This window comes from Pseudomonas lini, from assembly GCF_030812475.1.
GTDB classification, from domain to species: domain Bacteria; phylum Pseudomonadota; class Gammaproteobacteria; order Pseudomonadales; family Pseudomonadaceae; genus Aquipseudomonas; species Aquipseudomonas lini_A.
Map to the genome: position 1 here is coordinate 154,449 of NZ_JAUSSR010000002.1, position 13,226 is coordinate 167,674.

The following is a 13,226-nucleotide window of genomic DNA, read 5'->3' on the forward strand; positions in this document are numbered from 1 at the left end:
AGCTGCTGCCCGACGACATCTCGATCCGCTGTTCTTCAGTCCAGGCCACCGATGTGCCAGGCCTTGATCTCGAGGAATTCATCCAGGCCGTACTTGGAGCCTTCGCGCCCCGTGCCTGATTGTTTCATGCCGCCGAACGGGGCCACTTCCATGGAAATCACGCCCGTGTTGAGCCCGACCATGCCGAACTCCAGGCGCTCGCCGACCCGCCAGGCGCGACGCATGTCTTGGGTGAAGTAGTACGCGGCCAGGCCAAACGGCGTGTTGTTGGCGATGTCCAGCGCCTGGTCTTCATCCTTGAAGCGAAACAGCGGAGCGACGGGGCCGAAGGTTTCTTCGCTGGCCAGCAGCATGTCCGGGGTGGCGTCGAGCAGGACGGTCGGCTGGACGAACAGGCCTTGGGCTTGCGGGGCGCCGCCGACGGCGATCGAAGCGCCTTTTTCCAGGGCATCACTGATGTGCAAGGCCACTTTGTCCACGGCGGCGGCGTTGATCAGCGGCCCGATGGTGACGCCCTCGGCCAGGCCGTCTCCGACCTTGAGTTGGTTGACGGCGGCGCTCAGACGTTCGGCAAACAGGTCATAAATCCCGTCCTGCACCAGGATGCGGTTCGCGCAGACGCAGGTCTGGCCGGCGTTGCGGAATTTGCTCGACATCACCCCGGCAATCGCCAGGTCCAGATCGGCATCATCGAACACGATGAAAGGTGCATTGCCGCCCAACTCCAGGCTCAGGCGCTTGATGGTCCCGGCACACTGGCTCATCAGCAGTTGTCCGATCCGGGTCGAGCCGGTGAACGACAGTTTGCGCACCACCGGGCTGGCCGTCATTTCGCCGCCGATGCCGGCCGGCATGCCGGTCAATACGTTGAACACACCAGCCGGAATGCCTGCTCGCTCAGCCAGTACTGCCAGCGCCAGTGCCGACAGCGGAGTCATTTCCGACGGCTTGATCAGTACCGTGCAACCCGCCGCCAGCGCGGGGGCGCACTTGCGGGTGATCATCGCGTTGGGGAAGTTCCATGGGGTGATCGCGGCGACCACCCCGACCGGTTGCTTGATCACCAGAATGCGCCGGTCGGCCGTCGGCGATGGAATAGTGTCGCCGTAAATGCGACGGGCTTCTTCGGCAAACCATTTGACGAAACTCGCGCCGTAGGCGATTTCGCCGCGGGACTCGCTGAGCGGCTTGCCCTGTTCGGCGGTCATGATCAGTGCCAGGTCTTCCTGGTTGTCCAGGATCAGGCGGTGCCAGGCTTCAAGCAGGCGCGCACGCTCGGCTGCCGGTACTTCTCGCCAGGTAACGAAACGACCTTGCGCAGCCTTGATCGCACGCTGTGTTTCAGCCGCTTGCAGGGCCGGTACCCGGGCAATTTCGCTGCCGTCGGCCGGATTGGTCACGGCGATCGTGGCGCCATCGTCGGCTTCGATCCATTGGCCGTTGACGTAGGCGCGCTCGACGAGGAGGGAAGGATCACGCAGTTTAGCTTTCCACATATTGAGTGCCTTTAAAGGTCCGAACGATGTGACCGATTGTAAAAAGGACTGGCCAGTGGCCGATGCCGAGATAGCCGCTTGAACGAGTAAAAGATGCTGAAGTGCAGCGCCTGGCGGCAGGCTGTGCCGACACCGTGGCGACCCCGGTGTCGGCGGTCAGTCACTGCGGCTTGTTGCGTCCCGCAATCACCACCAGCAACAACGAAGCGAGGATCAGGATCGAACTGATCGCGGCTATGGTTGGATCGATCTCGTCGCGCAGCGCGGTGAACATGCGTTTGGTCAGCGTCTGGTTGTCACCGCCGGAAATGAACAGCGCCACCACGGTCTCATCCAGCGAGGTGATGAAGGCGAACAGCGTCGCCGACACCAGGCTTGGCTTGATCTGCGGCAGGGTAACGGCCATGAAGGCGCGGAAGCGATTCATGCCCAGACTGCGCGCAACCATTTCCTGGGACATGTCGAAGTTGCGCAGCCCGGCCAGCAACGCAATGATCACGTAGGGCAGGGCCAGCATGATGTGCGCCAGGATTAGACCGGTCAGGGTGCTGATCAGCCCGACCCGCGCATAGACGAAGAACACCCCGGCAGCGATCAGAATGATCGGCACCATCATCGGCAACAGCAGGACGATTTGCAGGGTGCGCACGATACGCAGGCTGGAGCTGTTGATCGCATAGGCAGCGGCCATGCCGATGGGCAGGCTGACCACCGTAGTGACCAGGGCGGTGATCAGGCTGACCTTGGAGGCGGCCATCCACTCGATGCTGCCAAAAAACGCTTCGTACCAGCGAAACGACCATTCCTTGGGCGGGAATTGCAGGAAGCGTGCCTCGGAGAACGACATCGGCACGACGATCAGGACCGGCAGAATCAGGTACAGCAGGATCGCCGCGACCAGGACACTGAAGAGCACCTGGGACAGGCGTATATGACGCAGGTTGGCAAGCATTTTCATTTAGCGCGCTCCCAGAATGCGTTCGATCGGAATGAATCGGTTGATGCCCCAGAACAGCAGGAACACCACAAACAGCAGCACCAGACCCACCGCGCTTGCAGCACCCCAGGCGTGATACAACTCGACGTTTCGCTGCACCAGCATCGACACCAGAATCGTGCGTCCACCACCTAGCAGTTCCGGCGTGATGAAGAAGCCCAGGCAGATCACGAACACCAGGATGGAACCGGCCATTACCCCTGGCGCCGCCATGGGCAGGAACACCCGGCGGAACGTGTAGAAGGGCTTGGCACCGAGGCTTTCGGACGCTTGCATCAGGTCCTGGGGAATCTTCTTCATCACCGAGTACAACGGCAGCACCATGAACGGCAGCATCACGTGCAAGGTGCCGATCACAGTGCCGGTGGTGTTGTGCATCAGGTTCAACGGCTGGTCGATGATTCCCAGGTCGATCAATGTCTGGTTCACCAGGCCACGGCGCTGCAGCAGTACCAGCCAGGCGTAGGACCGCACCAGGACGCTGGTCCAGAACGGAATGATCACGCAGATCAGGATCAGGTTGGCCCAGAAGCCCTGCAACCGTGAAGCGGCATAGGCGATGGGAAAGCCCAGGAAGATCGAGAGAATGGTCACCATGAAGCTGATCTTGAACGTCAGCACGAAGGTGTCCCAGTAGATGCGTTCCTGGAAGATCCGCGCATAGTTGCCCAGGGAAAAACCTTCTTCGGTCTGAACCGACTGGAACGCCAGCCAGCACATCGGCAGAATCAACAGCACGACCACCATCACCAGGGCCGGTGTCAGCAGCAACAGCATCGAGCGGTTTTCCTTGCGCTCTTCACGGGCCAGGGCTTGGGCTGTAGAGGTCGGGGACTGGCGCGGACCTTCGCTGGAGTCAGGCAGGGTTTTGGTCGATTTGGCTAAGTAGGTATTGGACATGTTGGCCTCCCATCACTGCTTCTGCACGAATGACAACCAACGCTCTTCTGCCTTCACGCCAGCCTCGGAGGCCCACCACTTGGACGAGAGCAACGCCTGGCGAGCAATGTTTTCCGGCGAGGAGGGCAGTTTTGCCGCGCGCTCGGCGGGAATGCTCCCGGTCTTGAAGGCTTCGGGGTTCAGCGGACCGTAATCGATGAGCAAGGGCAGGGCCGCCTGCAGTTTGGCGTCGATGGCTTCGTTGACGAACTTCATCGCTGCGTCCTTGTGTGGCGTGCCTTTGAGCACGCACAGCGAGTTGGTTTCCAGCACCCCCTCGTTATAGTCGAAGGCAACCGGAGCGCCGTCGGCCTGTACGGCAGTGATCCGCCCGTTCCAGGCTTGGATCATGTCGACTTCACCGTCGCTGATCAGCTGTGCCGACTGCCCGCCGGACGTCCACCAGGTCGAGATATGGGGTTTGATCTCTTCGAGTTTCTTGAAGGCGCGGTCCACATCCAGCGGATAGAGTTTGTCCGGCGCGACACCATCGGCCATCAGGGCGATTTCCAGTGTCGGGCGCGGCAGGTTGCGCAGCGAACGTTGGCCGGGGAATTTTTTGGTGTCCCAGAAATCCGCCCAGGTTTGAGGCACATCCTTGCCTTTGAAAGCATCGGTACGATAGGCCAATACCGTGGAGTAGCTGATATAGCCGACGCTGTAGTCGTCTTTGAGCTCGGGAGGCAGCTGGGCGGCATTGGGGATCAGTTTCAGGTCGAGTTTCTCGAACAGGCCTTCCTGCTCGCCACGAATGCAATCGCCGGTGGGCAAATCGACCACGTCCCAGGTGATCTTGCCGCTTTGAACCTGGGTCTTGATGATGGGGTAGGCCTTGGGTGAACTGTCCTGCTTCAGGGTCAGGCCGAGCTTCTTCGCGGCTGGCTCGAGGATCGCCTTGCTTTGCGCTTCCTGGTAGGCCCCGCCTTGGGAGACAAAGGTAATGTCCTCTGCCAGCGCGACACCTGCGCCAGACGTCAGCAAGGCGAAACCGGCAATTTGAAGCGCGCGAATCTGGGATGCTGTCATGTGGATGACTCCTGATAGGGGCAGATTATCGAGGTGTGCTGGCTGTTTTTATTAGGGGGCGCACTGCCGGGCCATGGAGTTCTAATGTACCGGTCGCCCGCGAATGAAGAACGCACAAATGAGTGGGGGGAAAGTCGATTATTTCGAATAAGAGAGGCGGGGCAGCATCTCCTGCGCACCTCAGCGCGATTCCGAGCCGTCCGGTAGTTTTTTCAACCGGCAGGCCAGCGCCGGTCGCGTCATTCCAGGCAGGCGGGCAGCCTCTGAGACGTTCTGATTGGCGCGCTCCATGGCGCGCTGCAGCTGGAGGGCTCGGGTACAGCGGACACTTCACGCCACACGGCCGAAGAGGTCTTATGGTGTGGTTGATCCATTCAATCAGAGAACAACTCAAACATGAGTTGACGCAACCAGCGATTGGCCGGGTCCTTGTTGTATCGCCCATGCCAGAATAGATTGATCTCTATTTTTGGCAGTTCCATAGGCGGCGCCAGGATGGCGAGGCCAAACGGTTGTTCGCAACTTCTGGCAAAGCGTTCGGGCACTGTTGCCAGCAAGTCCGTACTTTGGAGTATGTGGCCGATCGCGACGAAATGCGGAACCTCCAGGCGTATGTTTCGCTCGATGCCTTCCCGTGCGAGGAAGGTATCGACGATGCCGTGCCCGGTATTCGCCGCTACCACACGGACGTGGTCATAGCTGCAAAAACGCTCGAGCGTCAAAGGTTTGCGGGTGGCTGGATGGCCCTTGCGGCATAAGCAGACGTAGCGATGATGAAACAGACGTTGTTGAAAAAAACCGGCTTGCAGGTGAGGAAGCAAGCCGACGGCAAGATCGATCGCGCCGTTCTGCAGACCTTCCGCCAGGGTATCGGTGTTGTTGCGCAGCGTACTGATCGAGCAACCCGGAGCGCGTTCAGCCAGAGCATCCATTAGCCGCGGCATGAAGTAGATTTCACCAATGTCCGTCATTGCCATGGTGAATCTGCGATTGCAATTGAGCGGGTCAAACGTGTCCTGTCGACTGAGGGCATCGCGTAACGTCTGAATGGCTAGCGCAACCGGCTCGGCCAGTTGCCGGGCATAAGGGGTGGGTTCCATTCCCTGGTAGGTGCGCACGAAAAGCTCGTCGTTCAAGGTGGTGCGCAACCGCTTGAGCGCGTTGCTCACCGCTGGCTGGGTCAGTTCAAGATTATCCGCCGCAGTCGAGACCCTGCGGTCGATCAGCAGTTGGTTGAATACCAAAAGAAGATTGAGATCCAGCTCCCGTAATTCCATAACGCCTCGTGCAGGTTGGCTCATGCCAGGGCAATAAACCCGTTGCCCGACGTTGGGTCTGCACCGCTCTGAAATGGCCGCTGCAAGAGCCGCAAGCCTATCAATTGCCATAGCGTCGCGTCCATCGCAATGCCTGCGTGGCATGCGCTCGTCCCGGATCTTTATTCACACTCGAAATAACAGGTATGTGGATCACTGCATTTATCCCGCTTGCCGCCTTGGCCATGATCGCTGCAATGCCCAAACTCTGAACGGTATACGTCACTCAAGACGACACGCCTATCGATCAGGCGTTGGGCAGCGCGCAACCTCCGCAGGTCTGTGAACCTGCGGCTCTATAACAATGACAAAAAGAGCGATGCCATGCGTACGATCGATGTATCAGCCCTGATTGACGGGGCACGTTTCAATGCCTTCCACGCGCGCGTACTGTTCTGGTGCGCGCTGATTATCATCTTCGACGGCTATGACCTGGTCATCTACGGCGTTGTCTTGCCCTCACTCATGGCCGAATGGGGGCTGAGCTCACTGCAAGCTGGAGCCTTGGGTAGCTGTGCGCTGGTAGGCATGATGTTGGGCGCGCTGTTTTTCGGATCAGTGTCTGACCGGATAGGCCGACGTAAAACCATCATGATTTGCGTCACCCTGTTTAGCGGGGTTACAGCGCTCAACGGCCTGGCGCAGACTCCGGAGGCGTTTGCGCTGTGCCGGTTTGTGGCCGGCCTGGGTATCGGCGGGGTCATGCCGAACGTTGTCGCGTTGATGAACGAGTACGCGCCCAAGCGGTCGCGCAGTACCCTGGTTGCACTCATGTTCAGTGGTTACTCGTTAGGGGGGATGTTGTCTGCCGGCCTGGGCATGGTGCTGATCCCCCTGTGGGGCTGGCAAGCGGTGTTCTACGTGGCCTTGATTCCGCTGTTGGCATTGCCATTTCTGATACGACAATTGCCCGAGTCGATGGATTTCCTGCTGCGCACCGGGCAGACGATCAAGGCCCAGTCACTATTGGCGCAGGCCGTACCGGATCATGTGCCAGGCGCAACCGACCAGCTGAACCGCATCGCCGCCAAAGGCTCGAACGTCTCGATTTCACAGCTGTTCCGGGAGGGGCGCAAACTGAGCACCTTCATGCTCTGGCTGGCGTTTTTCTGTTGCCTGCTGATGGTCTATGCACTGAGCTCCTGGTTGCCAAAACTCATGAGCGCCGCCGGGTACGGATTGAACTCGAGCCTGGCGTTCCTGGTGGCGCTGAATCTGGGGGCGATCATCGGCGCGGTAGCCGGTGGATGGCTGGGCGATCGAATCGGCATTGGCAAGGTCTTGTTCGTCTTCTTCTGTTGCGGGGCGTTGGCCCTGAGTCTACTTGCGCTCAAGGCGCCATTACCTGTGCTCTATTTGCTCATTGCCGTCGCCGGTGCGTGCACCATTGGCACGCAAATCCTGGCCAACGCCTGTACCGTCCAATACTACCCGCCGCAGATACGGGCCACCGGCCTCGGTTGGGCGATGGGCGTGGGTCGCACCGGTGCAATCATTGGTCCGCTGCTGGGCGGCGCCTTGCATGCCTCTTCGCTGCCGTTACAGGCGAGCTTCCTCATCTTCGCCATTCCGGGATTGGTCGGGGCCATCGCTATTCTGGTCTTTCTGATGCAGAACGCTTCGAGCCGTCAGGGCACGGCGTCCCGGCAATATTCGCACTGATAATGTCAGGTGTTGGAGTGACGCTATTCATCAATAGCGCTCTCCCAATGGCGACTGAGCTATCGAGATTCAGGTAACGACGGCTTGTACTGGAATGACAACTGCCTCTAGCCCCCGGGCCCGATTTTTTTCAGGCGATAGTCTAAAGCCGGGCGGCTTAGACCCAGTAGGCGTGCGGCCCCGGAGACGTTCTGCTTGGACTGGCGCATAGCCTCTTGTATCAGGCTGTCCTCGATCTGATCGAGGCTCAGACCGCTGGCCAACAGCTGGCTTATCCAGCTGCCCTCACTATTTCCCGGCTCGATCAGAACGCCCTCCGATGAGATCCTTTCGCTGGTCATCTGTGACTCGTCAGGCGGCCGTGGGAACAGTGCCGATACGCTGATGCTTTCATTGGGTTCGGTGAGGATGATGCCGCGCTCGATGACGTTCTCCAGTTCGCGGATATTGCCCGGCCAGTTGTAATTCAGGCAAGCCTCCAGGGCCTTGTCGGAAAGGCCCAGGGTTTTTTTTGCATACTCCTGGTGAAAACGCCGAAGGAAGTGCTCGGTCAATAGAGGGATATCCTCACGACGTTCACGCAGTGCCGGAATCGACACCGGAAAAACATTGAGCCGGTAGTACAAGTCGGCGCGGAAACGTCCGGCCTTGACCGCCTCTGCCAGGTCTTCGTGGGTAGCAGCGATGACCCGCACATCAATTTGGCGTGTGTGATTGTCGCCAACCCGTTCCAGCTCGCCCTCTTGCAGCACACGTAGGAGGCTGGCCTGTGCGCGAGGGCTTAGCTCAATCACTTCGTCAAGGAAAATGGTGCCCTTGTTGGCCCGCTCGAAGCGGCCCATTCGCGACTGGTTGGCCCCGGTGAAGGCACCTTTTTCCACGCCGAAAAGCTCTGCTTCGATCAGGTCCGGGGGAATCGCGGCGCAGTTCACCGCGATGAAGGGCTCGTTGGCGCGCTTGCTGCGTAAATGAACGCTGCGCGCGATGACTTCCTTACCCACGCCAGTCTCACCAAGCAGCAGCACCGAGACTTTGCCTTGGGCGGCTTTTTCCATCATGGTGCGCACGTTCTGGTAAGCCGGGGTCTTGCCAATGCCGTAGTACTGGCCCTCCTGCTTGTCAAGATTGGTTCGCAGAGACATCAATTGAGATTGCAGTTCGTAGAGTTCCTCGATGATCGGGTCGCTCTTGAAGTACTGCTTGAAGCTCTCGGCGTCTTCCCACTCTTCGGCTGGCTTGCCAATGACGCGGCATTTGTCACCGCCGCAGCTGCGACAGCTGACTTCCTTGAAGATGATTTCGCGACCCATAAACGCCGAGGAATAAGCGCATGCGTAACCGACCAGAGTCCAGCACGCAGGGGCCTGCATCTCTTCTACCCCAGCCTGAGAGACTTCCACCTCAAAGGAGTCGATCCACTCCACCTCAACGTAAAAGCGTCCGCTTTCCTTGTCGATAACGACTTCAATGGGGCGCACCTTGACCAACCCTTTGAGTGAGTGCAACTGCGGGCCGGCGAGAAATATAGTGTATTCGCTGGCATCGGGGCGAAGCTTGCGGGCCAGTTCAGCGTCCTTCAAACCGGATTGATAACCCAAGCGTAGAAAAAAGCCCTTTGCCCTTTCAGTGCCCAGGGTGTTGACCATCTCGCGGCGGAAGTTGGCCATCGCCGACACCTGCAAGAGCAGCATGCGTTGCTCACCCAGCCAAACTTTGCCTTCTGAACTCTGGAAATGGATGAGCCCCGAAAGGTCCTTGATGTCTGCATATTGAACTTCGGGTTTAGGGTGAGTCGGCATGCGGATGCCCCAATTTTATTTTTAGAAAGCTGAAGCACCTGAGGTATCCAGGCAACAAGTGGATTCAGCGGGGACGCCCATTGGTTTTTGCGACCGCAACAGGCACAACGTCATTCACCATTTCTGCTTTTCGGCAGATGAAAGTCAATCAAATGCTGACCCGAGCCGGAAGATTGTGCTGAGTCGCATTCTGTCTTCAGCATTTGCTGAAGTGCTTCGAAGCGATTCACTCAAATGCTGAGAAAAGCGCTTGAAGGCCCGAACAGGCGCTTGCCCATCCTCACCTTGCAGTACTCCGCAAGACTATTAAAAATACATATAAAACAGCATCTTGCATGAATATTCAGGCAAGTGGCACAGGCTTTGCGTTGGACCCTATGCCAGCAACCAGCCAAGGACTCTGCCGAGATGAATGCCTCTCTTATCCCCTTCGATCAGATGACCCGCTTTATCCGCGTTCGTAGCGAGCCTGATGCGCGGTTCGTCGAATTCGACTTTGCCATCGGTCATCCGGAACTGTTCGTTGAACTGGTACTGCCGCACGAGGCCTTCAAAACATTCTGCCAACACAACCGTGTGGTGCAGATGGACGCAGCGATGTGCCGGGCAGTGGATGAAGACATGGCCAAGTGGCGCTTTGGTGATATCGGACGACGCTCAGCGAGCGAACGACGTTAAACACAAGCGATAACCGGACACACAACAACAAGACGGTACGGTTGATATGAACATAGAAATCAAAACGACTACGGCGCAGCCTCTGCGCCACACTTATGCCAACTTGCAACGGCGCTTTGGTGATAAACCTGCGAGCCGTTATCAGGAAGCCAGCTACGACATAGAGGCGACCACCAACTTCCATTATCGGCCGCTGTGGGACCCTCAGCGCCAACTCAATGATCCTGGCCGCACAGCGATTCGCATGGTCGATTGGCACGCGGTCACCGACCCGCGTCAGTACTACTACGGTGCCTATGTGCAGACCCGCGCGCGGATGCAGGAAGCCACCGAGCATGCCTATGGCTTCTGTGAGAAACGCAGCCTTCTGAGCCGTCTGCCCGAGGCGCTGAGGAACAAGATCCTGCGCTACCTGGTGCCACTGAGGCATGCAGAGATGGGTGCCAACATGAACAACAGCGGCATCGCCGGGGACTGTATCGCGGCCACCATGACGCAGATGCATATCTATCAGGCCATGGATCGCCTGGGCATTGGCCAATACCTGTCGCGTATCGGCCTGTTGGTCGGTGAGGGCAGCGCTGATGCGTTGGATCAAGCCAAGGGTTACTGGATGGATGACCCCATCTGGCAAGGCCTGCGCCGCTACGTCGAAGACAGCCTGGTGATCAAGGATTGGTTTGAACTCACCCTGGCGCAGAACCTGCTGCTGGATGGCATGAGCTATCCGCTGATGTTCCAGCGCTTCGACCAGCAATTGGGCGAAGAGGGGGCCGGGGACGTGTCGATGCTCACTGAATTCATGCGCGACTGGTACGCCGAAAGCGTTCGCTGGGTCGACGCCATGCTCAAGGTGGTGCTGGCCGAAAGCGCCGATAACCGCGAGCTGATCCAGGCCTGGGTAGATGTCTGGGAGCCGCGAGTCTATGCCGCCCTGCAACCGTTGGCTGAAGCGGCAACCGGGCAGGCAGCCCTGGATGAGGTACGCGCCGCACTGGCCGTGCGCCTGCAGAAACTCGGTCTGCGCAGCCAGGGAGTGCCGGCATGAAACAGCTCGCCTTTATCGTGTTTCAGGACAATGACAACGCCCGTTATCTGGTGGACGCCATCACCGAGGACAACCCTCACGCCGAGGTCCAGCACATGCCGGCGATGATCCGGATTCAGGCCGAGAAGCGCCTGGAGATTCGCCGGGCGACGGTGGAAGCAAAAATCGGTCGCGAATGGGATGTCCAGGAAATGCTGATCGACGTGGTCAGCATCGGCGGCAACGTGGCAGAGGACGACGACAGCTTCGTTCTCGAGTGGAAGAACTAGGAGGCAGACCATGACAACGCAGAAGAAAAAACTCAGCCTGAAAGATAAGTATCAGTACCTGACCCGTGACATGGCTTGGGAGCCAAGCTATCAGAAGAAGGCTGACATCTTCCCGGATGAAGACTTCGAAGGCATCAAGATCGTCGACTGGGACAAGTGGGAAGATCCATTTCGCCTGACCATGGATGCCTACTGGAAATACCAGGCGGAGAAGGAAAAGAAGCTCTATGCGATCTTCGACGCCTTCGCCCAGAACAACGGCCACCAGAACATCTCCGATGCCCGCTACGTGAATGCCCTGAAACTCTTCCTCTCTGGCGTTTCACCGCTTGAGTACGGCGCGTTCCAGGGTTACTCCAGGGCTGGTCGGCAGTTCAGTGGTGCAGGTGCGCGAGTCGCCTGTCAGATGCAGGCGATCGACGAACTGCGCCACGTACAAACACAGATTCACGCGATGAGCCATTACAACAAGCACTTCAACGGACTGCATGACTTCGGTCACATGCATGACCGGGTGTGGTTCCTCTCGGTGCCCAAGTCGTTCTTTGACGACGCGCGCTCGGCCGGTCCGTTTGAGTTCCTTACTGCCATCTCGTTCTCTTTCGAGTACGTGCTGACCAACCTGCTATTTGTACCTTTTATGTCCGGTGCCGCCTACAACGGCGATATGGCCACGGTCACCTTCGGCTTTTCCGCGCAGTCGGACGAAGCGCGACACATGACCTTGGGCCTGGAAGTGATCAAGTTCATGCTCGAACAGCACGAAGACAACGTGCCGATCATCCAGCGCTGGATCGACAAGTGGTTCTGGCGCGGTTATCGCCTGCTCAGTCTGGTCGGCATGATGATGGACTACATGTTGCCGAACAAAGTCATGTCCTGGGCCGAAGCCTGGGAAGTCTATTACGAGCAAAGCGGCGGCGCATTGTTCAAGGATCTCGAGCGCTACGGTATCCGTCCGCCCAAGTACCAGGAACAGGCGAATATCGGCAAGGAGCACATCACCCACCAGATCTGGTCGACCTTCTACCAGTACAGCCAGGCTACCAACTTTCACACCTGGATTCCCAGCGACCAGGAGCAGCAATGGCTCGCGGAGAAATACCCGGATACTTTCGATCAATACTACCGCCCGCGTTTCGATCACTGGCAGCAACAGCATGCCAAGGGCGAGCGTTTCTACAACCATACCCTGCCGATGTTGTGTCAGGTATGTCAGGTGCCGCCGCTATTCACCGAGCCGGACGACCCAACCATGCTCAGCCACCGGCAGATCATGCATGAAGGCGAGCGCTATCACTTCTGCTCGGATGGCTGCCTGGACATCTTCCAGTTCGAACCGGAGAAGTACGTCCAGGCCTGGTTGCCGGTGCATCAGATCTACCAGGGCAACTGCGAGGGCAGCGACGTACAAACCGTGGTGGAGAAGTACTACCACCTGAAAACCGGTGTGGACAATCTCGAGTACGTCGGCTCGCCCGAGTATCTGCGCTGGCTGGCCTGGAAGAAACTCGGCACCCCGCAAGCGCCCGCTGGAGCGGACAGCAAGCTCGACGCTGCCTGATGCATTGCCCCGGTTCGGGGTGGCGCTGCCACCCCTGACACCCCTATTCCAAGAACAAGAGGGTCAACTCATGACTGTTAACGCCATCAGCGAATACAGCGCCACTCCGCGCGACCTGCAAGCCAATTTCAATGGGATGCAGCTGCTCTACGTCTATTGGGAAAAGCATCTGATTTTCTGTTCGCCCTTTGCCTTTCTCGTCGCCCCTACAATGACTTTTTCCGAGTTCATCGACCAGATCCTCAAGGACGCGATCAAAGCCCATCCGGACAGCGCCAGTGTCGATTTCTCCGCAGCCGTCTGGACCCTCAATGGCGAACGTCTGACTCCAGACCACGCCGCGAGCCTGGAGGCCAACGGTGTCGATCACAAGAGTCTGCTGCGCCTGAACACACCGGGCCTGTCCGGTATCCAGGGTTCTTGCTGCTGAGA

12 protein-coding genes and 1 pseudogene are annotated in these 13,226 nt (G+C 58.4%); 6 read left to right on the forward strand and 7 right to left on the reverse strand.

Translation table 11 applies throughout. From position 1 onward, the window contains the following. Window positions 1-35 precede the first annotated feature (35 nt). From J2W17_RS04545 to J2W17_RS04570, 6 genes and pseudogenes are all read right to left on the reverse strand, one after another. A complete protein-coding gene (locus J2W17_RS04545) occupies window positions 36-1,496 on the reverse strand; it encodes an NAD-dependent succinate-semialdehyde dehydrogenase (RefSeq protein WP_307329909.1) in 1,461 nt (486 codons plus the stop codon). A gap of 160 nt (window positions 1,497-1,656) precedes the next feature. After that, window positions 1,657-2,454 (reverse strand): ABC transporter permease, encoded by a 798-nt coding sequence (locus J2W17_RS04550; protein WP_307329912.1) that lies wholly within the window; start codon window positions 2,452-2,454, stop codon window positions 1,657-1,659. After that, entirely contained in the window at window positions 2,455-3,393 is a 939-nt protein-coding gene (locus J2W17_RS04555; protein ID WP_307329915.1) for an ABC transporter permease, read from the reverse strand. A 12-nt stretch (window positions 3,394-3,405) separates the two neighbouring features. Beyond that, a complete protein-coding gene (locus J2W17_RS04560) occupies window positions 3,406-4,458 on the reverse strand; it encodes an ABC transporter substrate-binding protein (protein ID WP_307329919.1) in 1,053 nt (350 codons plus the stop codon). A 180-nt stretch (window positions 4,459-4,638) separates the two neighbouring features. Beyond that, window positions 4,639-4,761: pseudogene (locus tag J2W17_RS04565) on the reverse strand (helix-turn-helix domain-containing protein); the annotation flags it as partial. Between the two features lie 71 nt (window positions 4,762-4,832). Continuing rightward, window positions 4,833-5,735 carry a LysR family transcriptional regulator gene (locus J2W17_RS04570; protein ID WP_307329925.1) on the reverse strand — a complete coding sequence of 301 codons (903 nt, stop codon included), beginning with the start codon at window positions 5,733-5,735 and terminating at the stop codon, window positions 4,833-4,835. Between the two features lie 363 nt (window positions 5,736-6,098). Here J2W17_RS04570 and J2W17_RS04575 point away from each other — a divergent pair, with 363 nt between their 5' ends. Continuing rightward, complete coding sequence (locus J2W17_RS04575) at window positions 6,099-7,436, forward strand: MFS transporter (protein WP_307329928.1); 1,338 nt, start codon at window positions 6,099-6,101, stop codon at window positions 7,434-7,436. 107 nt (window positions 7,437-7,543) lie between these two features. On the opposite strand, the gene J2W17_RS04580 is transcribed toward J2W17_RS04575, so the two are convergent. Further along, complete coding sequence (locus tag J2W17_RS04580; protein ID WP_307329931.1) at window positions 7,544-9,235, reverse strand: sigma-54-dependent Fis family transcriptional regulator; 1,692 nt, start codon at window positions 9,233-9,235, stop codon at window positions 7,544-7,546. A gap of 408 nt (window positions 9,236-9,643) precedes the next feature. On the opposite strand from J2W17_RS04580, the gene J2W17_RS04585 reads away from it, so the two are divergent. The 5 genes from J2W17_RS04585 (at window position 9,644) to J2W17_RS04605 (ending at window position 13,224) form a co-directional block, all read left to right on the forward strand. After that, the gene (locus J2W17_RS04585) at window positions 9,644-9,913 is read left to right on the forward strand and encodes a phenol hydroxylase subunit (protein ID WP_307329934.1); all 270 of its coding nucleotides are present in this window, start codon (window positions 9,644-9,646) and stop codon (window positions 9,911-9,913) included. 46 nt (window positions 9,914-9,959) lie between these two features. Beyond that, window positions 9,960-10,961, forward strand: coding sequence for an aromatic/alkene monooxygenase hydroxylase subunit beta (locus J2W17_RS04590; RefSeq protein WP_307329937.1), 1,002 nt, complete (start codon window positions 9,960-9,962; stop codon window positions 10,959-10,961). Next, window positions 10,958-11,230 carry an MmoB/DmpM family protein gene (locus J2W17_RS04595; RefSeq protein WP_307329940.1) on the forward strand — a complete coding sequence of 91 codons (273 nt, stop codon included), beginning with the start codon at window positions 10,958-10,960 and terminating at the stop codon, window positions 11,228-11,230. The genes J2W17_RS04590 and J2W17_RS04595 overlap by 4 nt, the downstream gene beginning before the upstream one ends. Before the next feature lie 10 nt (window positions 11,231-11,240). Next, window positions 11,241-12,794 (forward strand): aromatic/alkene/methane monooxygenase hydroxylase/oxygenase subunit alpha, encoded by a 1,554-nt coding sequence (locus J2W17_RS04600; protein ID WP_307329942.1) that lies wholly within the window; start codon window positions 11,241-11,243, stop codon window positions 12,792-12,794. A gap of 70 nt (window positions 12,795-12,864) precedes the next feature. Then, window positions 12,865-13,224 carry a phenol hydroxylase subunit P4 gene (locus tag J2W17_RS04605; protein ID WP_307329945.1) on the forward strand — a complete coding sequence of 120 codons (360 nt, stop codon included), beginning with the start codon at window positions 12,865-12,867 and terminating at the stop codon, window positions 13,222-13,224. Window positions 13,225-13,226 lie beyond the last annotated feature (2 nt).

Bases quoted from the DNA above. Each gene is read 5' to 3' on its own strand.
- J2W17_RS04545 (WP_307329909.1), bottom strand. From the start codon at position 1,496: ATGTGGAAAGCTAAACTGCGTGATCCTTCCCTCCTCGTCGAGCGCGCC.
- J2W17_RS04550 (WP_307329912.1), bottom strand. From the start codon at position 2,454: ATGAAAATGCTTGCCAACCTGCGTCATATACGCCTGTCCCAGGTGCTC.
- J2W17_RS04555 (WP_307329915.1), bottom strand. From the start codon at position 3,393: ATGTCCAATACCTACTTAGCCAAATCGACCAAAACCCTGCCTGACTCC.
- J2W17_RS04560 (WP_307329919.1), bottom strand. From the start codon at position 4,458: ATGACAGCATCCCAGATTCGCGCGCTTCAAATTGCCGGTTTCGCCTTG.
- J2W17_RS04570 (WP_307329925.1), bottom strand. From the start codon at position 5,735: ATGGAATTACGGGAGCTGGATCTCAATCTTCTTTTGGTATTCAACCAA.
- J2W17_RS04575 (WP_307329928.1), top strand. From the start codon at position 6,099: ATGCGTACGATCGATGTATCAGCCCTGATTGACGGGGCACGTTTCAAT.
- J2W17_RS04580 (WP_307329931.1), bottom strand. From the start codon at position 9,235: ATGCCGACTCACCCTAAACCCGAAGTTCAATATGCAGACATCAAGGAC.
- J2W17_RS04585 (WP_307329934.1), top strand. From the start codon at position 9,644: ATGAATGCCTCTCTTATCCCCTTCGATCAGATGACCCGCTTTATCCGC.
- J2W17_RS04590 (WP_307329937.1), top strand. From the start codon at position 9,960: ATGAACATAGAAATCAAAACGACTACGGCGCAGCCTCTGCGCCACACT.
- J2W17_RS04595 (WP_307329940.1), top strand. From the start codon at position 10,958: ATGAAACAGCTCGCCTTTATCGTGTTTCAGGACAATGACAACGCCCGT.
- J2W17_RS04600 (WP_307329942.1), top strand. From the start codon at position 11,241: ATGACAACGCAGAAGAAAAAACTCAGCCTGAAAGATAAGTATCAGTAC.
- J2W17_RS04605 (WP_307329945.1), top strand. From the start codon at position 12,865: ATGACTGTTAACGCCATCAGCGAATACAGCGCCACTCCGCGCGACCTG.